This window comes from Methanolacinia petrolearia DSM 11571 (assembly GCF_000147875.1).
Lineage (GTDB): Archaea > Halobacteriota > Methanomicrobia > Methanomicrobiales > Methanomicrobiaceae > Methanolacinia > Methanolacinia petrolearia.
On record NC_014507.1, the window covers coordinates 1,316,405 to 1,336,520 of the forward strand.

A 20,116-nucleotide genomic window follows, 5' to 3' on the forward strand; every position below is an offset into this window, starting at 1 on the left:
CCCTTTATTAATGATAGGTAGGAATTCCCGTCATCTCATTTCCGGCGACCTGTCATGAAATAAAGTATAATGACCATATAATTATCATGGGCCCGGACGGAAAAGAGAAAGTAATCGAAGCGGTTCAAAAGGCGGTCGGAAAGATCTCGGAATACATGAACCCCCAACTGATACCGGAAGTCGGAATGAACATAGGGTTCGCGATTTCTGATGCGACATCTGTCAGTGACGTTGCAGCAGTGGAGGGCAGAATCGTCAGAAAAGGAGATGCCGTATTTCCTGTAGGGGACGTTAAGATGGGTGCAAGCGATCATGTGGCCCGGATTATAATTACGGCAATGAAATACGATCCTGAGATGAGGGCCGCCGCAAACGTCCGGTATTCCGATGCGATCCTTAAGGTACTGGAAGATATGCCGCTTGAGATCCGGTCGTTCGATCGGGGCAGAGAGCCTGCCGGTGTAAGTACGATGGACTGGGGTGTTGCATCATGCTGTAGCGAGGATGACGTGCCCGATGTAATATATGATCTGGGTGCAGTAGGAAAAGAGCCTATGATACGAATTCTCGGTGAAGATCCTGCCTCTGTTGTCAATAATATTCTTATGCTCTCAGAACGCATAAATGATAAAATATTGTAGGTAAAGTAAATGGCAATTAAACCGACATACATCAAAGCGACAAGTCTTGAACTTCTTGAGAAGCACGGAGATAAATTTACTGGAAGTTTCGACGAGAACAAACTGGCAGTATCCGAAGTTGCAATCATAAGCTCAAAGCGTGTCCGCAACAGAATTGCAGGCGCAGTGACGAGAAAAGTTAATAGAAGAAAAAACATATAAATCCTCATGTTTGAGGGTGTTTATCCGGCACTAATTACTCCTTTTAGGGATAACCTGAATCGGGATCTTGATCTGGACGGGTTATCTTCCAATATTGAATTCCTGATTTCAGAGGGAGTTCATGGAATTGTTCCGTGTGGCTCCACCGGCGAATCGGCAACGCTTACTTTTGAGGAGCACGAGAAAGTAACCTCGAGGGCTATTGATACGGCAAACGGCAGGGTGCCTGTGCTTGCCGGAACCGGCTCCAACAACACCGTGGAAGCGGTAAGGTTTACCAAAGCTGCAAAGAACCAGGGGGCTGACGGCGTCCTGGTACTTAGCCCGTATTACAATAAGCCCAACAGGTCCGGGCTTGTCAAGCATTACAACACGCTTGCCGATCTGGATATCCCTGTTGTCATCTATAATGTGCCCGGAAGAACGGGACAGAATCTTCCTGCCGATCTTATAATCGAGCTGGCGGAGAACCCGAACATCGTAGGGATCAAAGAGGCATCCGGCGATCTCTCGCAGATGTCCCGGATCATCGAGGGAACCATCGACATGGACTTTGATGTGATCTCCGGTGACGACATGCTGACTCTGCCCCTTCTTGCAATAGGCGGGACAGGGGTTATAAGCGTGGCCGCGAATGTCGAACCAGGGCGTATGGTTTCCATGTATGAAAAATTCATGGCAGGAGACCTTGAGGCTGCCAGAAAGATACATTTCGAGATGGGCCCTCTCTTCAGGGGGATGTTCATAGAAACGAACCCGATACCTGTCAAGAAGGCCGTCGGACTCCGGGGAATGGCGGCAGGCCCCTTAAGGCTCCCGCTTGACGACCTTGAGGAAGAGAAGGTTAATTCATTGAAGGAGGTTCTGAGCATTTATGATTAAAGTTGCAATATGCGGCGCCCTCGGAAGGATGGGGCAGACTATAGGAAAGATGGTGGATGAATCTGACGACCTGGAGCTTGTAGGCGGAGTGGATGTAAAAGCGGGCAGTACTTTTGGTGTTGAAGTTTTTCCGTCCACAGAGATTGAAAAGTTCCTTGAGGAGAAGAAACCTGATGTAATAGTGGACTTCACGATCGCCTCCGCTGCGGTTGGAAATATCCGTGCCGCCTCGAAGCACAAAGTGGCGCTTGTAGTTGGGACCACGGGCTTTACCCCCGAACAGCGCAGCGAGATCAATTCAATGATCGAAGGAAATGTGCCTGCCGTGATATCCAGCAATTTCAGTGTCGGGGTCAATATCTTCTGGAAACTTGTGCGGGAGGCTGCTAAGAGGCTTGGCGATTACGATATCGAAGTCATCGAGGCTCATCACCATTTCAAAAAGGACGCACCCAGCGGAACCGCGAACACGATAATCGATATCATCAAACAGGAAGTCGGCGACAGGGAGGAAATGTACGGCCGGAAGGGCATGGTCGGAGAGAGAGGCAACGAGATCGGAGTTCATGTCATCCGCGGAGGCGATATCGTAGGTGACCATTCCGTTCTTTTCGCAGGCAACAATGAAGTGATCGAACTCTCCCACAGGGCCTCTGATCGCGCAGTGTTTGCGCACGGCGTATTACGATCAATAAGATGGGTCTATGGAAAGAGTCCTGCCGTTTATTCGATGAACGACGTGCTTAATCTTTGAATAATAATACATTTTTTTCGTTGATAACAATCGAAACTTTATTTTTCTTTAATAGGCATACTTTCTTCGAGGTTTTTAAAAATGGTAGCAGTTGTAGACGCTGATAAATGCACAGGCTGTGAAACCTGCGTAGATGTCTGTCCTTCTGAAGCAATTAATATGGAGGATGGCATTGCCGTCGTTGACGCTGATGCATGTGTAGATTGTGAATCCTGTGTGGATGAGTGCCCTGCAGAGGCAATCCACATGGAGTAAAAAAGGAAAATAATCCTTTTATACTTAAGTTAACCTATCCTTTTCTAATCCATGATCAATGTAGGAGTACTTGGTGCGACCGGGGCTGTAGGTCAGAGGTTTGTTCAGCTTCTTTCCGATCATCCGTGGTTTAACCTGCAGACACTAACCGCCTCTGAAAGAAGTGCGGGCAAGAGTTACTGTGATGCCGTTAACTGGCGGCTTGATGAACCGTTCCCGGAAAGTGCGGGAGAAATAATTGTTAAAGATACTACTGTAGACTGTGTAAAAGATCTCGACCTGGTCTTTTCCGCGCTTCCCGCCGACCTTGCCGGAGGACTGGAGACCGCCATTGCAGATGCGGGCGTTGGCGTTTTCAGCAATGCATCCTCCCACAGGATGGATGTGGATGTTCCTCTTGTAGTACCCGAAGTAAATCCCGATCATCTCGGCCTGATCGACGTCCAGCGTGACAGGGGCCGTGACGGTTTCATCGTTACGAACCCTAACTGTTCGACAATTGTCATGGTAATGGCACTGAACCCTATCAGGAACCGCAGTTTCAGCGATGTCCGCGTCGCAACGATGCAGGCAATTTCAGGAGCAGGCTTTCAGGGAGTCTCGGCGATGGAGATCTATGACAATGTCGTTCCGTACATCGGTTCAGAGGAAAAAAAGATGGAAACGGAGCCCCTGAAGATCATGGGGCGCCTGGATGGATCTGTCATACAAAATGCCGGATTTTCCGTCAGCGCCAGCTGCCACAGGGTTCCTGTAATAGATGGCCACACGCTGGCTATATGGGCGGATGTTAAAGAGGAGCCTGATCTGATAAAGGACGATTTCAGAAATTACAGGGCGCCGTTTTCCGGTCTTCCTACACAGCCGACCAAATCGATCCATTTCTTTGATAAAGAGCAGGATCGCCCCCAGCCCAGGCTCGATCGCCGTCGCGGCGATGGCATGACCGTCTCGGTAGGACGTGTGCGCGAGGGATTAAGATTTATAGCAATGGGCCATAATACCATACGTGGAGCAGCCGGAGCTTCGGTAATGAATGCGGAACTGGCCGTCAGCAAAAAAGTTCTCTGAAGAGGAGATGGTTACAGTGTCAGACAACACAGTGTTCGTAGGAAACAAACCTGTTATGAACTATGTTCTTGCAGTAGTGACGCAGTTCAATCAGGGTGCAGAGGAAGTATCGGTAAAGGCGAGAGGGAAGGCGATTTCCAGGGCTGTGGATACGGCGGAGATCGCCCTGAACAGATTTCTGGAAAATGTGCAGAAATCTGATATTCTGACCTCTACTGAGATTGTAGATACTGAAAGCGGTAAGACCAATGTCTCGAGCATTGAAATTACCTTAAAAAGGATTTAACCCTCTTTTTAACTTTTAACCATAAAGACTATATTGCCTGATTGATTACATTTACTGATGAAAAAATTGCTTCCGGTTCTGGTCATACTATTCGCCGTATTTCTCGTGTCTCCGGTAATGGCGAATGAAACGATGGGCCGTTATAGTTATATTCAGGTGGAATCGGTAGCAATTGATGTAATTGATCTGGATGAAGCCACATTCAATGTTACTTATCAGGTGGATGACAATGTGGATTTCCTTGTACTATTGCTCGGGAAAAATGATTTGAAACAAAAATTATGCGAAATATTCGATCTTGATAGTTGCAGTTTTGAATCTGTCGGGATGAATCATGCGAGTTTTGCCTCAGATATTCATTCATATAATTATGGAGAAGGAACATACTGGTTCCCTGAAATGACCTTCAAGACGGAGATCCCCAACCTGACTATAAAAGCGCAGGATAGTTCTAAGACATTTGAGTCGGTACAGGAATTCCCCGGCATCGGGTACTTCTACGAGGCTCCTTAATCCCTTTTTCAATATTATCGTTTGGACAGATGCGTTCATACATCCATATCTCTATGGAAGTCCTTAAGTAGATTCAATCAGGTATTCTAAAAAGTCTTGCATTATCCTTTTAATTCTTCCTAGACATCTTTAAATTGCACAATACTGCGAATAAGAGATATGGACGATATGTTTCTTTTATCCTGTATGATTGCCCTGACGTAAACTTTGACCCGGCGGGTCAGGCATAACTACAGTATCGACATTATGTTGTCCGGAATTAAACGCAAAAAAGATCCACGAACACGGTTTAATATCACTTTTGAAATCCCGGGCATAGAAACCAAAATCTGTCTGAGTAGCATATTCGCTTACTTTCTCATGGAAGAAGGCAAATCAAATAACCTGCTATCGATTCCAAATAAATCATATAAAAATAAGAAAATTTAGAATGCTTTATTTTTATCAGAACTCTTCTCTGGATTCTTCTTTGCCAAAGAAAGTTTTTTTGTCCATTTCGTAACATATTTCTGAAGATAAATTCCGAATCCGGCACAGATTAGGCCTCCCAGGGTGGTATATATAATTAATTTTATGCTGTTGCCTCCAAGAACGGGAAATTCCATGTCAGTACTTATTGCAATAGTATAGACGCATGCGCCGTAAGCAATAATTCCGATTGCCAGGACAAAGAAAGGAATTGCTATAAATCTTCCCAAAGACTTGATCTCATTGAGGAATATATCAATTATTTTTCCGATTGAAGCGATGAGTGCAGATGCCGTGAAGTACCATATGGCTCCATATACAAACAGAAGGGCATAGAAAAGGATTCCCTGTTCGGATGAATACCATTCCAGAAGGGTTGTAAGTCCGATAATTATTCCCATTATGCCTATGAATAATGCCGCAATATATGCAACAAAGGTAAACTTCCCTCCGAAAAATGACGATTGAAGGGATCTGAGTGTAATTTCAAAATATTCATCGATTCCATACCCTTTAAATAAAAGATACAGCCCCAGCACGCCAACTACTATGACGACTGCGATACCCGGATATCCAAGCAGAATTGAAACAGCATAAAGAAGCATTGCCAGGCCTACAGGTACCAGAATTGTTTTGGCAATTTCCGGGTCGTCAAACAGTTTTTTGATGATGTAATATGTTCCTTCAAGGTTAGGCATCTGTTTTACTATTACTCTTTGTACACTTTTTACATCAACCGTGGACTGTATTACAGGGAGGATAAATTCGTCCTCCGCACCGTCGGTGACCAGAATGCATTCGTTGATCTCGAAATCCCATACAATCTTTCCGAGATCGTGAGAGATTCTTCTGTCGCCTTCAAGCATATTGGTATGACTGCCGCCGATAACTGCGATATATACATCCTCGCCTTTACCCTTTAATTCATCATATGTTTTTATTCCCTGGAATATCGCATTAACGTCAGAATCTTCGGGATCTGCTATTGCGAGTTTTTCGGCAGTGGTCAGGCATTCCTCCCTTCCTACGGGGGGAGATGTCACTCCTGCTTTAAACCCTATATCGTCGTCCCGATCGACACAAAGTATCAGTGTCCTGATGTTTTCCATCTATTTAGAAATCAATTCGGAGGTATAAATAAGTGCCTGATATTTTTAGAAAAAAAGAGTGATTTAAAGTAATTTTGCACGCTGGAGGAGCAATATATCGTCTGTCGTGAGTTTTTCTCCGCTTCTGAACTGCTGGAAGACCTGTTCTGCCTCTTTGCGTACTGCTTTCTGCTCTTTCGTGACTTTTGTCTTCTTTGTTTTCTTTCTGAGTCCGCCGATAACCTTGTCGAAGTCCCTGATCTCCTTCTGGCATCCGATGAACTTCTGGTGCTCTTCATCTGCCTGTTCCTGGGCCTCTACGAATTTCTTGTGGGACTCGTCTGCTGCTTCCCTGGATTTGTCGGCTTTCCGGTAGCATTCCACCATGATGTCATGGTATTTCTGCGCAAGTTCTGCACTTTCTGTTACCTTGTCATGAAGGTCGGATGCTGTCTTGCGGAGGTCGCGGGCTTCCTGAAGCTTGACGTGAATCTCTTTGTTCTGCTCAAATTCGTCTTCCTGTTCCCTGATCTGGGATTTGAGCTGTTCAATTTTTTCGATTATCTCGCGTTCTTTCTCTTTGGTAAGGACGCGGGTCTGCTGATCTGTTTCAAGTTTGTCGATTTGCTTGTGAAGATCCTTTATACCGCGGTTTTTGCTTACAGGCCCGTGCTCTTTTTTGTATTTGTCGATATCTTCAAAGAGAGCGTTTGCCTTCTCGTTAAGGACATTTCTCTCATCTTTGAGTCTGTGAACGTCCTTGTTGGCTTCATCGCGAAGATCCTTGTTCTTCTGGGCTTCATCGACAAATTCCCTTGTCTGCCCGTTCAGCTGATTTCTCTCACGTGCAAAGGTGCTTGCGAGAGCATTTAATTCATTTCTTTTTTCTTTGTGTTCTTCCGAGTCGGTAAGAACTTTTTTTCTTTTCTCAATCAGTTCATTTAACATGGTAAACTCAATCCTTAAACCAGTCTGCATTAATCCTGAAATCGATTATGCATAGCCGATGTCTTTGGAAAGTGAGTCTAAGATTAACGAAGCAAAAGTCATTTTCCGGAAAATAATCCGTGTTCATCAAGCTTTTCGTTGTTCAACTCCCTGTCCATCAGAATCATCAAAAGATTCTGCATTATTCAGCTATGTGATCCACATTTGGATTACACAGTTATCTCTCTATTATGAGAATTAGTGATTAATAAATGTTATGTAAATATGTGCCTTCGGTTCAGAATAGGAATTATCTGTCTGCCTGCCAAAAATAAATATTGCCGGGTTGAAATTCCCGTTTTGGCAACAGCAGGAATTGATATGGCTTTATCTTATGAAATCTATAAGTCCGCCGGATGTCTGTTCCATTGCTGCCCTTCTTCCGCCGGACATTGTATGTGGTTGTGATGATGTGCGTGCAGTATTCCGCTCGAACGGCCCCTGCGCTATGGATGATGCATTCATTCCCTGGCTGTGTCCGAGAACCTGTGCACTCTTGACACCTGTCATAATTGCCATCACTCTTACTTTGCCCTCAAATTCACTGTTGATGCGGGCACCCCAGATGACGTCTGCGTGCGGGTCGAGTTCATATGTCAGTGTGCTTGCAATATCTTCAGCATCGGAGAGTGTAAGATCGCTGCCGCCTGTTATGTGGATGAGGCTGCCTGTCGCTCCCCTGTAATCGATATCCAACAGCGGGTGGTTCAGGCATTCATGGACTACACTTTCTGACTTGTTCTGCTGCTTGCTCTCACCGACAAGCATTACTGCGACTCCGCCTTTACTCATGATCGCCCTGACATCTGCGTAGTCGATATTGATCAGTGACGGTTCGGTTATTGTCTCTGAAATTCCCTTTACGGTCTCTGCGATAAGCTGGTCCATTACAGAGAATGCCTGGCCAAGGGGCAGGTTGGGAACAAATGACATCAGCCTGTTGTTGTCGAGAACAATGACCGAGTCGGCCGCATTTGAAAGAGCTTCAAGTCCCTCTTCTGCACGAATGAGTCTTGCCTTCTCAACCTGGAACGGATAGCTTACCATTCCGATAACAATTGCACCTTGTTCCTTTGCAATCTGTGCTACGACCGGTGCGACACCAGTGCCGGTTCCGCCGCCCATTCCTGCAGTTACGAATACGAGGTCTGCGTCCTGGAGAAGTCCTTCAAGTGTTGTACGTGCCATCTCGGCCGCTCTCTTTCCGACATCCGGGAAACCCCCGGCTCCAAGACCCTTTGTCAGTGACTTTCCGACAAGGACTCTCTTGTCAGCCTGGATCATCTCAAGGTGCTGTTTGTCGGTGTTGACTGCGATGGTTTCAGCGCCCTTGACCTTCATGTGGTAAAGCCTGTTGATGGTGTTGTTGCCTGCACCTCCGCAGCCGACGATGACGATGCGTGGCTGACCTACGAAATCATCATCTCCGATGACCCCGGGCTTCTTATAATTCTGTTCAAATTCAGCGTGTTTTAGTGCTTCGTTAATAATGCTCTGCATTTTCAAATTCCTCCTGTTCCTCAAATTTTAATTCCGAATCCTCCGAAATCAGAATTACATTTCAAACGAGATCTGCTCGCTGTCTCTTATCACACGATTTGCATGCCTTTCGATTAAGTCCCTGACTGCATATCTGACAGCTTCTGATACCGTGGGGAATTCCCCGGCATCGACAAGCTTTTCCAGCATTGCTACCTGTTGCGGAGGCAGTCTTATCGTTACTCGTTCCATCATTGAAATCACTATGTCTGACATTTGACAGACAATTGTCTGCTTTTTGTCTGACATTTGTCGTTCATTTGTCAGACTTATTCTGACATTGATAGAATATACATCCATTGTATAAATACTAATCGGTTTATGGCACCGTCTGCCAACAAACAATTTTATCCCTGAAAATCCAATTATTTCTAAAAAGGAGGAATATTGGTCTGAAATCAGGAAGTTTGTCCAAAGTAAAGCACGGGGGTGCCATGCAGATCAAAAATAAAAACCCCTCTAAGGATCTCCTTGATTTCAGCGCCAGCCTGAATCCTTATCCCCCGGAAATTGACTGGGACCCTTCGTCGGTTTCTATAGCAGAATATCCGGATGATTCCTATTACGAACTGAAAGAATCAATTGCCCGCAATTTCCGATGCGATCCTGATGAAATATGCGTCGGCAACGGTTCGATTGAAATTATAAGAGCATATTTCCATACAGTTCTCAATCCTGGGGAAAAGGTTGCCCTCAATAAGCATACATTCGGAGAATACCAGCTCTCTGTGACTCTTGCAGGGGGGTCATGCGTGGATTTGAATTCTCCTGATTATTCGGCAAGGGTAATCTGCAACCCCAACAACCCTACAGGCTCTTTAATCCGGAAAAATGAGATGCTTGAGATTGCCGGAGAAGAGTATGAAAAAGGGCGGCTCCTGTTTATCGACGAGGCATTTATGGATCTCTCGGATACAGATGAAACCCTTATCGGCTGCAGGAAACCAGAGGCATTTATCAGCCGGTCGATTACAAAATCATTCGCTGTCCCAGGCATCCGTTTCGGGTTCGGAGTGGGAGAACCCGAACTTATAGAAAAGATTGAGATTGTAAGAACTCCATGGACCGTGAATTCATTTGCAGAAGCTTATTGTATCGAGGCAATGAAGCATTACGGCGAACTTGAAGATTCCAGAGTAAAGATAATTTCTGAAAAAAAGTGGCTTTATGATAAATTTGAAGATCTCGGTCTCGAATATCTTCTTTCAAGCACAAATTATATTCTCCTGAAATGCCCGGTTCCTGCATCTGAATTTACAGCGTCACTGTTAAATCATGATATTTTTGTCAGGGACTGCACTTCCTTTGGCCTTCCCGATTGTGTCCGGATAGCAGTCCGGAAAAGAGACGAAAATCAACTGCTTGTGGAGGCGATTGAGTCCTGCTTGCTTTGATCATGGCCGGCGGTGCGGGTTCAAGGCTTGACATGGGTGAAAAGCCGCTGGTTAAAGTTTTAGGAAAGCCGATGCTGCAGTATGTTGCAGAAGCCTTCATAGATGCAGGCTGTGATATCCTTGTAATTACTTCGCATCTCGTACCTATGACGAAAAACTGGTGCAGAGCAATGGGTTATGATTTCTATAACGCTTCAGGCACAGGATATGTCGAGGATCTGTTCGAATGTATAAGAGAAACGTCTCCGGAAGGTCCTGTATTTTCCTGCGTATCCGATCTTCCGGGAATTACTGCCGACATAATCAGCGAGGTTTTTGAAACATACCAGTTAAAAGAAAAACCGGCATTGTCCGTATGGGTCCCGGAAGAATATTTCATTGAAGCCGGGTGCACTCCATCTTATGTTGAAGATGTTGAGAGTTGTCCTGCATGTCCGGTTGGTCTGAATATCATCGATGCTTCGATGGCGGGGGATGCCCAGGATGAGTACCGTTTTCTCTTTAGAAAACCTGAACTTGCTTATAATGTAAATTGCAAAAAAGATTTTGAATCTTTCCTCAAATTTATTGAAAAAGACAGATTCGGGCAATGATGCAAAATATAATGTCATTGGAAGCCCAATAATTATGATATGGAATCGTCCAGGGAAATAGAACTTGAAGGTCATATTATCGATTCCGGAATAATGACCCGGGTTTTTGATAAAGTTCTCGACATGGGCGGTAATTTTGAAGTAATGAACTTCGAAATCGGCAAGAAAAAGCAGGATGTAAGTTATGCAAGACTGTTGATTTCCGCCCCTGATCAGATTCAGCTTGATGAGATTCTTAGTGCACTCCATCGTCTCGGTGCAAAGATGCCGGAGGTTGAATCGCTTGTATGCGAACCCGCCGAAGGAGACAAGATTGTCCCTAAGGGATTTTACTCGACTACGAACCATCCGACATTTGTAAATTACAACGGCAAATGGATTGAAGTCGAAAACATAGAGATGGACTGCCTTATAGTTCTCGATAAAGATAGCCGCAGGGCTTTTTGTACACCTCTTTCAAATTTGAAAAAAGGGGACTATGTGGTCATCGGAGAGAAAGGAGTACGTATAGTACCGCCTGAAAGGCCCCGTAAGGTCAATATATTCGAATTTATGCAGAATACGGTGTCATCTGAGCGGCCGAGTGAAACGATTATCTCCAAAATAGCTGCCCAGATGATCGAAATGAAAGAGAAAGGCTCAAAGATCGGGCTTGTCGGCGGTCCGGCGATCATCCACACCAGAGCAGCGCCTGCACTGGCGGAGATTATCAGGGAGGGCTACATCGATGTATTATTCGCTGGAAACGCTCTTGCCACGCATGATATCGAATACAATCTATTTGGAACATCGCTGGGTATGGAACTCGATTCGGGAAAACTTACAACAGGCGGTCATAAAAATCATATATATGCAATAAGCGAGGTTATCAGGGCGGGATCGATAAAGCAGGCGGTAGATAAAGGCATAATCAAAAAAGGAATTATGTATGAATGTATTAAGAACAATGTCCCGTTCGTTCTCGCCGGGTCGATACGCGATGACGGTCCGCTTCCTGATGTAATTACAGACGTGATCGAAGCTCAGGAGGAGATGCGTAAATATATCCGGAATCTGGATATGGTGCTGATGATAGGAACACTCCTTCATTCGGTTGCTGTCGGCAACTGCCTGCCGTCATATGTAAAGACAATATGCGTGGATATTAATCCGGCTTCGGTTACAAAACTCAATGACAGGGGATCTTCGCAGGCCATAGGTGTCGTAAGCGACGCGGGAACATTCCTCCCGCTGCTTGCGGAAAAATTGAGAGAACTTAAAAAATAATTTTTTTTAATTTGTTATAAAAATCTGGATCAGGATACATAAATCCCTTGTCCTGATTCCCGCAAGCTTTCTGGCTCTTTGCTGTTTCATATATTTCTCAGGCAACCCCGGACACCACCGGCCAAAGGCCGGTGGACGGCCCCTGCCTAGGGGCCTTGCCTTAAGATAGCCCTCTCACGGCACGCTCAGGGGACCGGCGAGGGTCCCCTAAGCTGTGTCTTTTAACATATTCCGTCCCGTACACACTATGATTTTACCGCATCTCGTCGCTCAGGGGATACTTGTCTATCCCCTGTGCGGCCTTTCACAATTGAGAGGCCCCGAGGTCGGGGCCGATCCGCGAACCTGCTGTGCGGTTCGCGGCGAGGGGTTGTCAAAAGTTGTGATACTTGCTATTATACCCACACAGATTAACGAAGAGCCAAAAATAATCTCTTTTAATTTGTTATATTTGCCGATCAACAAAAATTCAAAAATTAACTGGTAAGGGGCATCCCGTAAGGTCTCTCGTTCTCAAGTATAAATTTCCATTCATTTTTGCATTTGCAGTCAGTTTCGAAATGGGCCTTTAGGTATTCCCTGTCTGCATTCAGTGAATAGTTATTGATTGCATCCACCAGGTCATAATCGCAGGCACCGCAATTATGAGGGCCGCGTTTCTTTCCGCCGCCCACCGGATCGCATGTTACGTGAATTCCGCAATCGGTATTGAGAAGGACATCAATGACACTCCATAAATATGCCGGCCTGTATGCTCCTCTTTTCCAGTAGTATTCCACCTCGGTTTTGCTCTGGACAGTGCACACATTCATGGAGATCAAATCTGAATACGGTGCAGATTCCAATATAGACTTTTTCATATCCTCTATGGCCTCTTTTTCCGACAGGAAAAGAGGTTTCATCATGAGATATGTCTTCACTCCTGCCCCATATTTTTTTGTGATTTCTGCAGCATTTCTGAAATCATTAAAAGTGTTGCCTTTGTCTATGCATTTCTCTCTTATTTTATCGTTGGTGGTTTCAAGCCCCATCGAGATATAAAAATTCCTGCCCGGTTCATTCTGTTTCATTAAATTCGCGACTTCGTCAAGAACTTTATCATTCACATATTCCGGACGCGTTTCGAAGATTACGATCTTATCACTGAACCTGACCAGTATCTCATTCCTGGCGTCTTCAGGGACTTCAACGGGATCGAGAAAACTACCTGAAGTGAATATTTTGATCAGCCTGAATTTACCCGTCTCATAATTATTGCTGATCCAGTTAAGCTGACTTATAATGCTGTTCTTCAGGAACAATGGATCTTTGTGGTCGTGCCTTTCAAATTTATATCCGCACATCAGGCAGCGGTTCCATGAACATCCTCCCGTTTTGAAAATAATCGTCAGACAATCGATAATTTTACCATCGATCCTGTCTTTTCCCGTCCAGCTTGCAAGTGGTTTTTCCTGGTGATCCAATATCATTTAATGCTATAGTGATTGATTTTTAGATATGAAAAGGATCGCCTTTGTCCTGCTGTTCGTTGCAGCATTAATAGCATCGGCGTCGGCATATACTTTCATCTTCGAAGTGCCTTCCACGATATATAAGGGTGAAGATATTTATATTGAAGGCTCCAGCAGCCTGCCGGCCGGAACTACGATGCAGCTTGCTCTGTACCAGCAGAAAGGAACTATTAAAGAATTAGAACGGAATTCAATAACAATCCAGGACGGAGGATACTGGAGTACAAATTTTGAAACCTCGGATCTTAGTGCAGGTACTTATAAGATAGAGGTTCCTACCGAATATTCAGCGGATCTCGGCTCCAGTTCAACCATATACCAGATGTTTGAGATCGTTGATCGTTCTTCGGAGATCGTGATAACATCATCTTCCGAGCAACAGTATAACGGATATCTTAAAATATCCGGGAAATGCGCAACACGCGGCGATACAGGTGTGCAGCTGCTCGTGGAAGGTCCTTATGGAATAGTATACCCGAAACAGTGGATAAGTACTGATTCATCGGGATATTTTAGTGAATCCGTCCCTATCGAGACCGAAGGAACCTTTGAAGCTTCATTCTATGACAACAACGGCCTCATAGCGATGGTAACCTTTGAAGTGACCCCGGGTGTAATGACGCCGCAGTCTACGACTTCATCAAATACATCTTCGACAGGAACCGGATCAATAATGCAGGGGCAGGCATTTTCATCGTTCAGTTCTCCTGCATATTTTACGGTAGAAACTGAACCGGGGATTCTTGAAATATACACGTCATCCGGAAAGAACTGGGTTGTATGTTATGTAGGAGAAGATCTCGCTGAATTTACAGTGGATCAGCATAATGACAATTCGGCTGAAAAAGTCACAATCCCTGTTGAGGGCGGCAAGGTTTATGTGAAGGTTTATCCTGCAGACGAATCGGAAAGCGGGTACGTGACTTTGTATGCGGATGGAGCATCATCGATTAAGGTGTCAAGCGATGCAGAAGAAATTTTTAGTAATCTGGAAAACGAGAATAACCAGCAGAGCGGCCCTGAAATGTGGATATCTTTAATTTCAGCATGTATTGCATTTGTGGTCGCGGGCTTTGCCATTAAAAGGCAATAACGCCACATTTTTTAATTCGTAGATTTAATTAATATGAGGGCCGAGATAGTCTAGTCCGGGAAGGCGGTGGCCTTGAAAGCCACTGGTGTCCGCACCTCGGGAGTTCAAATCTCTCTCTCGGCGTTTTGCCAGAATAAGAACAATTATTCCTCATAGAGGAGGATTTCTATTATGTGTATTGCTATACCTGCAGAAGTGCTGGAGATAAAAGATGGCAATGTGGCTTTAGTTGACTATGGTGATCTTCAACAGGAGGTTCGCATTGATCTTGTCGATGTTGAGGTTGGAGAATTCGTCCTTGTTCACGTAGGCTTCGCAATCCAAAAATTAAGCCGTGAAGAGGCTTTACAGACAAGACAGGTCTTTAAGGAAGTATACGCTGCAATGGAGGAATAATGCACGAGTACTCCATTGCATATGATATATATGCAACTGCAAAAAGGGCAGCGGAAGACAATTTTGCAACAAAAATAAAGAAGGTTCACGTCGGTGTGGGCGAACTGACGATGATAAATCCCGAACAGGTTATCTTCCTCTTCGAAACGATGTGCGAAGAGGAATCTCTTTTTAAGGACTGTAAAATAGAATGTACAAATATTCCCGTTAAAAGTGAATGTGAATGCGGTTATTCCGGAAACGAAAGATTCGTATGTCCTGATTGCGGGAAACTTCCTGTTGTTAAAGAAGGTATGGAGATTCTGGTTACAAATATTGAGATAGAGGTTGAGGATGAAGACGATTGACCTGATGCACGGAGCCGGCGGTGCGATTTTTGCCGAACTCCTTGGAAAGACTTTGACTGCATACACTCATAATAATGCCGGAGGTATTGGCCTTGAAGCCCTCGACGACGGAGCTGTAATTCCGATCAACGGTTCGAATATTGTTCTTACTACAGATTCCCATGTTGTAAGGCCTCTTTTTTTCCCCGGGGGAGATATCGGGAGGATTGCCGTATGCGGGACCGCTAATGATCTTGCAATGATGGGTGCGAAGCCCATAGCCCTGACATGCGCAATGATAATCGAGGAGGGCTTTGAGATCCCGCAGCTTGAAAGGATCGTGAAATCGATGGATGAAGCCCTTGGTGAATGTGGGGCATCTATTGTCACAGGGGACACCAAGGTTCTTGAAAGAGGTGCACTCGACGGTATCGCAATAAATACTGCCGGAATCGGTATTACTGAAAAACCCGTGAGGGATTGCGGTCTTAAACCCGGTGATGTGATTATATCAAGTGGAACTCTCGGTGATCACGGGCTGGCGATTCTTACGGCAAGAGAAGGTTTCGATCTCGGCGAGCAGATACACTCCGATGTTGCGCCTGTGTGGAATATCGTCGAGAATGCAATGGCCGCAGGCGATGTACATGCAATGAAGGATCCGACACGCGGGGGTTTTTCTAACGCGATCAACGAGATGGCTGAAAAATCGGGTGTCCAGGTAAGGATCAGGGAAGAGGATCTTCCGGTGAGAAGGTCCGTTGCAAGCGCATCCGAACTTCTTGGTATAAACCCACTTGATGTCGCAAATGAGGGAAAGGTGATCATGGGCGTTGCGGCGAACGATGCCGAAGAGATACTTGCGGCGATCCGCAGGTCGAAATACGGGCAGGATGCAGCAATTATCGGTTATGTGGTCGAAGGGAGCTCGGTTATTATGGAGACTTCTATCGGCGGCGAAAGATTTATCGAACCCCCGATAGGCGATCCTGTCCCGAGGGTCTGCTGAAGACCGATCGCCAGTTTTATTTTTAATGATGAATATCATCTTCTGAGTTCGTTTTATGTCCGGTTATTGCGATCTAATCCTGAAAAATGTCTCTGTTCCGTCAGGTATTGTAGTTGATATTTCAATAAAAGACGGGATTGTAGTCCATTCCGGTTCCTCAGGACGGGCGGGAGAGATCATCGATTGTAAAGGACTGTGTGTTCTTCCGGGCGCCATAGACATGCATGTCCATATGAGGGGCGGAAAAGAACAGAGTTCGAAGGAGACTTGGGAGACGGGTACGAAGAGCGCTCTTGCCGGAGGTGTTACTCATGTTGTTGATCAGCCGAACTGCATTCCTCCTGTGACGGATGCCTTTTCATTTGAATCCAGACTTGCCGAGGCGAAGGAACAGGCATTCTGTAATTTTTCCATCAATGCCAGTGTTATGGAGGGTGCGGACCTTCCCGGAATGCATCGTGCAGGTGCGGCGGCCTTCGGGGAAATATTTGCCGCACCGTCAAGTTATGGCGAGGGAGTTCCTGAAAAATTCCTGAGGCAGGCGTTCCGGGAGATCGAAAAGATCGGCGGCCTTGCAACCGTTCATGCCGAAACTGTCACTGAAGGTATTGATGACTCTCTTTCCGCACATAACAGATTGAGGTCACCTGAAGGCGAGGCGCTTGAGGTCTCAAAAGTAATCGAAATTGCTCCCGAAAACCTGAGGCTTCATTTCTGCCATCTTTCCTGCCCGGAATCCGTGAATCTCGTATCAGGAAAGAATACATTTGAGGTGATGCCTCATCATCTTCTGCTCTCAACCGGGATGTTTGATGATCTAGATACCTTTGCAAAAGTAAATCCCCCGGTAAGGGATGAAGAGACAAGGCATGAACTCTGGAGATACTGGGACCGGATAGATGTCCTTGCATCGGATCATGCTCCCCATACTATTGCCGATAAGTCGGCTGAGTTCTCCTGCGCTCCGTCCGGCATTCCGGGTGTCGGGACGATGATCCCTCTTTTCCTTGCGCTTGTGTACAGGAAGAAGATCTCTATCCAGTCGCTCATCGATAAAACAACAGTCAATCCTGCACGGATTCTTCATATGAATTGCGCCGGGTTTGAACCGGGAATGCGTGGAGATTTTACCATATACCCGAAGACCGCAGAGATTATCGATCCGGAAAGACTTCACAGCCTTGCAGGGTGGACTCCTTACGAAGGGATGGAAGGTGTATTCCCGGAGAAAACAATTCTCGGTGGAGATGTAGTTTATTCGGATGGGGAATTCTTCAGGGGGAATCCCCGGTGGATTCCTGGAGACGGATATATAGAATAAACTTCAATGTATACTGTCGACAATTGCGATTCATATAGGTCCCCGGGTGATTACAGGACTAAAGCCCTAATGTGAGCCATGGGACAACCCGGAATCGCTACAGACATCAAAGCCCGGCGTTAGGGTTTAAATGGTGAAGAACGGCGAGATGCCACTTGTGATCCGATTTTGTTAAATGCCGGGCGATACTCATTCCTAGATAGACATATGAATTACAGGGATGCTCTTTTACAGTCAGGCGACGATGTCCAGATCAGCCTTGATGTTTCTCCCGGGAGCAAAAAAACAGTCTTTCCTGCAGGATACAACGAATGGCGAAATGCGATCGAATGCCGGATTAAATCACCCGCGACCGAAGGTAAGGCGAACGCCGAGATCATAAAGACGATAGCGGATTATTTTTCGGTTAAAAAAAGCGATGTGGTGATTGTCTCCGGTGCTATATCCGGTCAGAAGAAGATAAAGATCTCTGGTGTTTCTTTGGAAGATGCTTTGGAGAGGCTTTTGGGGGATCTTGGGGAATAATTTGTTTTTGGATTTTTTGATATTTTCAGATAGTTCAGCTATAGCGTACTGGAGCCGGAGGGATGCTTGTCCATCCCGAGGCGACCTATCGCGACGAGGGGGAGGATCATAGGGAGGGGGATGTTTTCCCCCTCCCTGAATACTTATTTGATTAGGGCATAAGCCCATTCGGGGCAGCCCGAGCGCAAATTTCTGCGAAATTTGCTTGATCGTGATAACCCGACCTGGACGCTACCCTCCGGGTAGCCTCGGCCGGGATTAAATGCAATTTAGTTAAGTGAATGAAGTAACCAAAGGTCGCCTTCGGGGAATCGATTGAGGCGACAGTCTTTCAGATCATAAGACAATTTAAATAATTTTAAGTAATATTTGTGAATTGCTTCATGAATTTCACATTTCACGTATTTGGAATATTCACAGCATTACAGCATTACAGGAGGAATTATTATTGTACATACCTGAAACGACAAAATATCAGGTTCACCTTAAATTTGAGATCGAGGGGGTGGTCGAGAAGTCCGATATAATCGGAGCCATATTCGGGCAAACCGAAGGACTTCTCGGCGAGGACATGGACCTGCGTGATCTCCAGAGATCAGGAAGAATCGGAAGAATCGATGTAGCAAGCGAAAGTAAAAAAGGCGAAACGAAGGGAGAGATTCTAATCTCGTCCTCGCTCGATAAGGCGGAAACAGCAGTGCTGGCCGCTTCCCTTGAGACGATAGAGCGGGTAGGTCCGTGCAGCGGGCGCTTCAATGTAAAGAAGATAGAGGATATCAGGATCTCAAAAAGGAAGCACATCGTCGGAAGGGCCAAGGAGATATTGATCGAATCCTTTGAAGAAGGAATTATCGATACGAACGAGATACTCGATCAGGTCAGGGAATATGCACGTATAGAAAAAATAGTAGAGATCGGGGACGAAAAACTTCCTGCCGGCCCGAATGTTGAGAGCTCCGATGCGATTATTATCGTAGAGGGAAGGGCCGACGTTATTAATCTACTCCGTTATGGCATAAAGAACGCCATTGCCGTGGAGGGAACGAAGGTCCCGGGAATTATCAGCCGTTTATGCGAGCAGAAAACCGCGACTGCCTTTCCCGACGGGGATCGCGGCGGAGATATGATCTTAAAAGAACTGCTGCAGGTCGCAGAGATCGACTTTGTAGCCATCTGCCCGAGGGGCAGAAGCGTAGAGGATATGTCCCGAAAAGAGATCATAAAAGCCATGAGAAATAAGGTTCCTGCCGAACTCATAACCGATGCAGGAGGGACTGTCAATATCGAATCGTACGTCCATTCCATTGAAGAAGGGGCTTTAAAACCCGAAGCGTCAGAATTGGAATCAGAAGCTGTCGCTGTTGACAAGACTCTCCTCAGGCATATGGAAGAGCTGCACGGGGAAAATCTTGTGAGGTTCCTTTCGGATGATTATCAAACAACCGGAGAGGTCCCTTTTTCAGATGTCGAAGCCGGCCTGAAGAAAGTAAATTCATCCACATATGGATTAATCACGGACCAGACCGTAAACCAGGTGATAATCGACATGGCTTCCGCTAAAAAGATAAACTTCATCGCTGCTCCCGATTTTCGGGGAATAATCAAAAAGCCGGTGAATATCAGGCTGCTGAAGATACCTTAAATGGTTTGAGGGACAATATTACTATAACTTTTTAAACAGTTGTCAGAGTGTGGTCTTTATGCATAAGGAAGAGTTAATTGCCCTCCATCAGTTTATGTTTACTATCAAGGAAAATCTGGAAAGTGAGAACCCTAATTTATCTTTTGAACATTACAATTCACTGAAGATAAATCCCAACCAGGTACACAAAAGCAAGATGGAGCACAAACATGCGATATTTGTCCTCGGGGAGGAGATCGCGGAAGCCATGAAAGACGTCGAGCCCTCCGCATCAAAGAGAATCGCGGCACGTATGAGCGAACTTGCCCGGAGAACAGAGAAAGAGATCGATGAAATGCCTGATGAAAAATACTGA

General features: G+C 45.6%; 24 protein-coding genes and 1 tRNA gene. 20 read left to right on the top strand and 5 right to left on the bottom strand.

From position 1 onward, the window contains the following. Positions 1 to 86 precede the first annotated feature (86 nt). From MPET_RS06520 to MPET_RS06550, 8 genes are all read left to right on the top strand, one after another. Positions 87 to 641, top strand: a complete 555-nt coding sequence (locus tag MPET_RS06520) for a thiamine-phosphate synthase family protein (RefSeq protein WP_013329222.1) — start codon at positions 87 to 89, stop codon at positions 639 to 641. Between the two features lie 9 nt (positions 642 to 650). Continuing rightward, positions 651 to 842: a 30S ribosomal protein S17e gene (locus MPET_RS06525; RefSeq protein WP_013329223.1), complete on the top strand. Its 192-nt coding sequence runs from the start codon at positions 651 to 653 to the stop codon at positions 840 to 842. 6 nt (positions 843 to 848) lie between these two features. Beyond that, a complete protein-coding gene (gene dapA, locus MPET_RS06530; protein ID WP_013329224.1) occupies positions 849 to 1,724 on the top strand; it encodes a 4-hydroxy-tetrahydrodipicolinate synthase in 876 nt (291 codons plus the stop codon). Further along, a complete protein-coding gene (gene dapB, locus MPET_RS06535; RefSeq protein ID WP_013329225.1) occupies positions 1,717 to 2,478 on the top strand; it encodes a 4-hydroxy-tetrahydrodipicolinate reductase in 762 nt (253 codons plus the stop codon). Before dapA ends, dapB begins: the two co-directional genes overlap by 8 nt. 81 nt (positions 2,479 to 2,559) lie before the next feature. Continuing rightward, positions 2,560 to 2,733: an indolepyruvate ferredoxin oxidoreductase subunit alpha gene (locus tag MPET_RS14820; RefSeq protein ID WP_013329226.1), complete on the top strand. Its 174-nt coding sequence runs from the start codon at positions 2,560 to 2,562 to the stop codon at positions 2,731 to 2,733. A gap of 51 nt (positions 2,734 to 2,784) precedes the next feature. Then, positions 2,785 to 3,804, top strand: coding sequence for an aspartate-semialdehyde dehydrogenase (gene asd, locus MPET_RS06540; protein WP_013329227.1), 1,020 nt, complete (start codon positions 2,785 to 2,787; stop codon positions 3,802 to 3,804). 16 nt (positions 3,805 to 3,820) lie between these two features. Continuing rightward, a complete protein-coding gene (albA, locus tag MPET_RS06545; protein WP_394295953.1) occupies positions 3,821 to 4,090 on the top strand; it encodes a DNA-binding protein Alba in 270 nt (89 codons plus the stop codon). Between the two features lie 57 nt (positions 4,091 to 4,147). After that, positions 4,148 to 4,603 carry a hypothetical protein gene (locus tag MPET_RS06550; protein ID WP_013329229.1) on the top strand — a complete coding sequence of 152 codons (456 nt, stop codon included), beginning with the start codon at positions 4,148 to 4,150 and terminating at the stop codon, positions 4,601 to 4,603. 425 nt (positions 4,604 to 5,028) lie between these two features. Here the strand turns inward: MPET_RS06550 and MPET_RS06560 are convergent, their stop codons facing one another. The 4 genes from MPET_RS06560 to MPET_RS06575 all read right to left on the bottom strand — a co-directional run bounded on the left by MPET_RS06560 (position 5,029) and on the right by MPET_RS06575 (position 8,880). Continuing rightward, the gene (locus tag MPET_RS06560) at positions 5,029 to 6,180 is read right to left on the bottom strand and encodes a DUF373 family protein (RefSeq protein ID WP_013329230.1); all 1,152 of its coding nucleotides are present in this window, start codon (positions 6,178 to 6,180) and stop codon (positions 5,029 to 5,031) included. A 63-nt stretch (positions 6,181 to 6,243) separates the two neighbouring features. Further along, on the bottom strand, positions 6,244 to 7,107 hold the full coding sequence (locus tag MPET_RS06565) for a coiled-coil protein (RefSeq protein ID WP_048130730.1): 864 nt from the start codon (positions 7,105 to 7,107) through the stop codon (positions 6,244 to 6,246). A gap of 366 nt (positions 7,108 to 7,473) precedes the next feature. Further along, entirely contained in the window at positions 7,474 to 8,646 is a 1,173-nt protein-coding gene (ftsZ, locus tag MPET_RS06570) for a cell division protein FtsZ (RefSeq protein ID WP_013329232.1), read from the bottom strand. A 54-nt stretch (positions 8,647 to 8,700) separates the two neighbouring features. After that, positions 8,701 to 8,880, bottom strand: coding sequence for a ribbon-helix-helix domain-containing protein (locus MPET_RS06575; RefSeq protein WP_048131031.1), 180 nt, complete (start codon positions 8,878 to 8,880; stop codon positions 8,701 to 8,703). Between the two features lie 239 nt (positions 8,881 to 9,119). Here MPET_RS06575 and MPET_RS06580 point away from each other — a divergent pair, with 239 nt between their 5' ends. Genes MPET_RS06580 through MPET_RS06590 form a run of 3 tightly spaced genes read left to right on the top strand, consistent with a single transcriptional unit; the run spans position 9,120 to position 11,938 of the window. Beyond that, positions 9,120 to 10,079, top strand: coding sequence for a pyridoxal phosphate-dependent aminotransferase (locus tag MPET_RS06580; protein WP_013329234.1), 960 nt, complete (start codon positions 9,120 to 9,122; stop codon positions 10,077 to 10,079). A gap of 2 nt (positions 10,080 to 10,081) precedes the next feature. After that, positions 10,082 to 10,672 carry an NTP transferase domain-containing protein gene (locus MPET_RS06585; protein WP_013329235.1) on the top strand — a complete coding sequence of 197 codons (591 nt, stop codon included), beginning with the start codon at positions 10,082 to 10,084 and terminating at the stop codon, positions 10,670 to 10,672. Positions 10,673 to 10,711: 39 nt separating this feature from the next. Beyond that, the gene (locus MPET_RS06590) at positions 10,712 to 11,938 is read left to right on the top strand and encodes an ornithine cyclodeaminase (protein ID WP_013329236.1); all 1,227 of its coding nucleotides are present in this window, start codon (positions 10,712 to 10,714) and stop codon (positions 11,936 to 11,938) included. 476 nt (positions 11,939 to 12,414) lie between these two features. Here MPET_RS06590 and MPET_RS06595 read toward each other — a convergent pair whose 3' ends face one another. Further along, positions 12,415 to 13,407: an archaeosine biosynthesis radical SAM protein RaSEA gene (locus tag MPET_RS06595; RefSeq protein ID WP_013329237.1), complete on the bottom strand. Its 993-nt coding sequence runs from the start codon at positions 13,405 to 13,407 to the stop codon at positions 12,415 to 12,417. 28 nt (positions 13,408 to 13,435) lie between these two features. Between MPET_RS06595 and MPET_RS06600 the strand changes: the two genes are divergently transcribed. The 9 genes from MPET_RS06600 (at position 13,436) to MPET_RS06640 (ending at position 20,116) form a co-directional block, all read left to right on the top strand. Beyond that, complete coding sequence (locus MPET_RS06600) at positions 13,436 to 14,542, top strand: hypothetical protein (protein ID WP_013329238.1); 1,107 nt, start codon at positions 13,436 to 13,438, stop codon at positions 14,540 to 14,542. A 39-nt stretch (positions 14,543 to 14,581) separates the two neighbouring features. After that, positions 14,582 to 14,665, top strand: a tRNA-Ser gene (locus tag MPET_RS06605). A 48-nt stretch (positions 14,666 to 14,713) separates the two neighbouring features. Continuing rightward, a complete protein-coding gene (locus tag MPET_RS06610) occupies positions 14,714 to 14,938 on the top strand; it encodes a HypC/HybG/HupF family hydrogenase formation chaperone (protein WP_013329239.1) in 225 nt (74 codons plus the stop codon). Then, the gene (locus MPET_RS06615; RefSeq protein WP_013329240.1) at positions 14,938 to 15,285 is read left to right on the top strand and encodes a hydrogenase maturation nickel metallochaperone HypA/HybF; all 348 of its coding nucleotides are present in this window, start codon (positions 14,938 to 14,940) and stop codon (positions 15,283 to 15,285) included. The genes MPET_RS06610 and MPET_RS06615 overlap by 1 nt, the downstream gene beginning before the upstream one ends. Then, the gene (gene hypE / locus MPET_RS06620) at positions 15,272 to 16,273 is read left to right on the top strand and encodes a hydrogenase expression/formation protein HypE (protein WP_013329241.1); all 1,002 of its coding nucleotides are present in this window, start codon (positions 15,272 to 15,274) and stop codon (positions 16,271 to 16,273) included. Before MPET_RS06615 ends, hypE begins: the two co-directional genes overlap by 14 nt. 55 nt (positions 16,274 to 16,328) lie before the next feature. Beyond that, positions 16,329 to 17,594, top strand: a complete 1,266-nt coding sequence (pyrC, locus tag MPET_RS06625; RefSeq protein WP_013329242.1) for a dihydroorotase — start codon at positions 16,329 to 16,331, stop codon at positions 17,592 to 17,594. A 207-nt stretch (positions 17,595 to 17,801) separates the two neighbouring features. Continuing rightward, positions 17,802 to 18,119: a DUF167 domain-containing protein gene (locus MPET_RS06630; protein WP_013329243.1), complete on the top strand. Its 318-nt coding sequence runs from the start codon at positions 17,802 to 17,804 to the stop codon at positions 18,117 to 18,119. A 448-nt stretch (positions 18,120 to 18,567) separates the two neighbouring features. Further along, positions 18,568 to 19,761, top strand: coding sequence for a DNA primase DnaG (gene dnaG, locus MPET_RS06635; RefSeq protein ID WP_013329245.1), 1,194 nt, complete (start codon positions 18,568 to 18,570; stop codon positions 19,759 to 19,761). 58 nt (positions 19,762 to 19,819) lie between these two features. Next, on the top strand, positions 19,820 to 20,116 hold the full coding sequence (locus MPET_RS06640; RefSeq protein ID WP_013329246.1) for a UPF0058 family protein: 297 nt from the start codon (positions 19,820 to 19,822) through the stop codon (positions 20,114 to 20,116).

What these genes read in the sequence shown, in the direction of transcription:
- MPET_RS06520 (WP_013329222.1), top strand. Translation starts at nt 87, where the DNA reads ATGGGCCCGGACGGAAAAGAGAAAGTAATCGAAGCGGTTCAAAAGGCG.
- MPET_RS06525 (WP_013329223.1), top strand. Translation starts at nt 651, where the DNA reads ATGGCAATTAAACCGACATACATCAAAGCGACAAGTCTTGAACTTCTT.
- dapA (WP_013329224.1), top strand. Translation starts at nt 849, where the DNA reads ATGTTTGAGGGTGTTTATCCGGCACTAATTACTCCTTTTAGGGATAAC.
- dapB (WP_013329225.1), top strand. Translation starts at nt 1,717, where the DNA reads ATGATTAAAGTTGCAATATGCGGCGCCCTCGGAAGGATGGGGCAGACT.
- MPET_RS14820 (WP_013329226.1), top strand. Translation starts at nt 2,560, where the DNA reads ATGGTAGCAGTTGTAGACGCTGATAAATGCACAGGCTGTGAAACCTGC.
- asd (WP_013329227.1), top strand. Translation starts at nt 2,785, where the DNA reads ATGATCAATGTAGGAGTACTTGGTGCGACCGGGGCTGTAGGTCAGAGG.
- MPET_RS06550 (WP_013329229.1), top strand. Translation starts at nt 4,148, where the DNA reads ATGAAAAAATTGCTTCCGGTTCTGGTCATACTATTCGCCGTATTTCTC.
- MPET_RS06560 (WP_013329230.1), bottom strand. Translation starts at nt 6,180, where the DNA reads ATGGAAAACATCAGGACACTGATACTTTGTGTCGATCGGGACGACGAT.
- MPET_RS06565 (WP_048130730.1), bottom strand. Translation starts at nt 7,107, where the DNA reads ATGTTAAATGAACTGATTGAGAAAAGAAAAAAAGTTCTTACCGACTCG.
- ftsZ (WP_013329232.1), bottom strand. Translation starts at nt 8,646, where the DNA reads ATGCAGAGCATTATTAACGAAGCACTAAAACACGCTGAATTTGAACAG.
- MPET_RS06575 (WP_048131031.1), bottom strand. Translation starts at nt 8,880, where the DNA reads ATGATGGAACGAGTAACGATAAGACTGCCTCCGCAACAGGTAGCAATG.
- MPET_RS06580 (WP_013329234.1), top strand. Translation starts at nt 9,120, where the DNA reads ATGCAGATCAAAAATAAAAACCCCTCTAAGGATCTCCTTGATTTCAGC.
- MPET_RS06585 (WP_013329235.1), top strand. Translation starts at nt 10,082, where the DNA reads ATGGCCGGCGGTGCGGGTTCAAGGCTTGACATGGGTGAAAAGCCGCTG.
- MPET_RS06590 (WP_013329236.1), top strand. Translation starts at nt 10,712, where the DNA reads ATGGAATCGTCCAGGGAAATAGAACTTGAAGGTCATATTATCGATTCC.
- MPET_RS06595 (WP_013329237.1), bottom strand. Translation starts at nt 13,407, where the DNA reads ATGATATTGGATCACCAGGAAAAACCACTTGCAAGCTGGACGGGAAAA.
- MPET_RS06600 (WP_013329238.1), top strand. Translation starts at nt 13,436, where the DNA reads ATGAAAAGGATCGCCTTTGTCCTGCTGTTCGTTGCAGCATTAATAGCA.
- MPET_RS06610 (WP_013329239.1), top strand. Translation starts at nt 14,714, where the DNA reads ATGTGTATTGCTATACCTGCAGAAGTGCTGGAGATAAAAGATGGCAAT.
- MPET_RS06615 (WP_013329240.1), top strand. Translation starts at nt 14,938, where the DNA reads ATGCACGAGTACTCCATTGCATATGATATATATGCAACTGCAAAAAGG.
- hypE (WP_013329241.1), top strand. Translation starts at nt 15,272, where the DNA reads ATGAAGACGATTGACCTGATGCACGGAGCCGGCGGTGCGATTTTTGCC.
- pyrC (WP_013329242.1), top strand. Translation starts at nt 16,329, where the DNA reads ATGTCCGGTTATTGCGATCTAATCCTGAAAAATGTCTCTGTTCCGTCA.
- MPET_RS06630 (WP_013329243.1), top strand. Translation starts at nt 17,802, where the DNA reads ATGAATTACAGGGATGCTCTTTTACAGTCAGGCGACGATGTCCAGATC.
- MPET_RS06640 (WP_013329246.1), top strand. Translation starts at nt 19,820, where the DNA reads ATGCATAAGGAAGAGTTAATTGCCCTCCATCAGTTTATGTTTACTATC.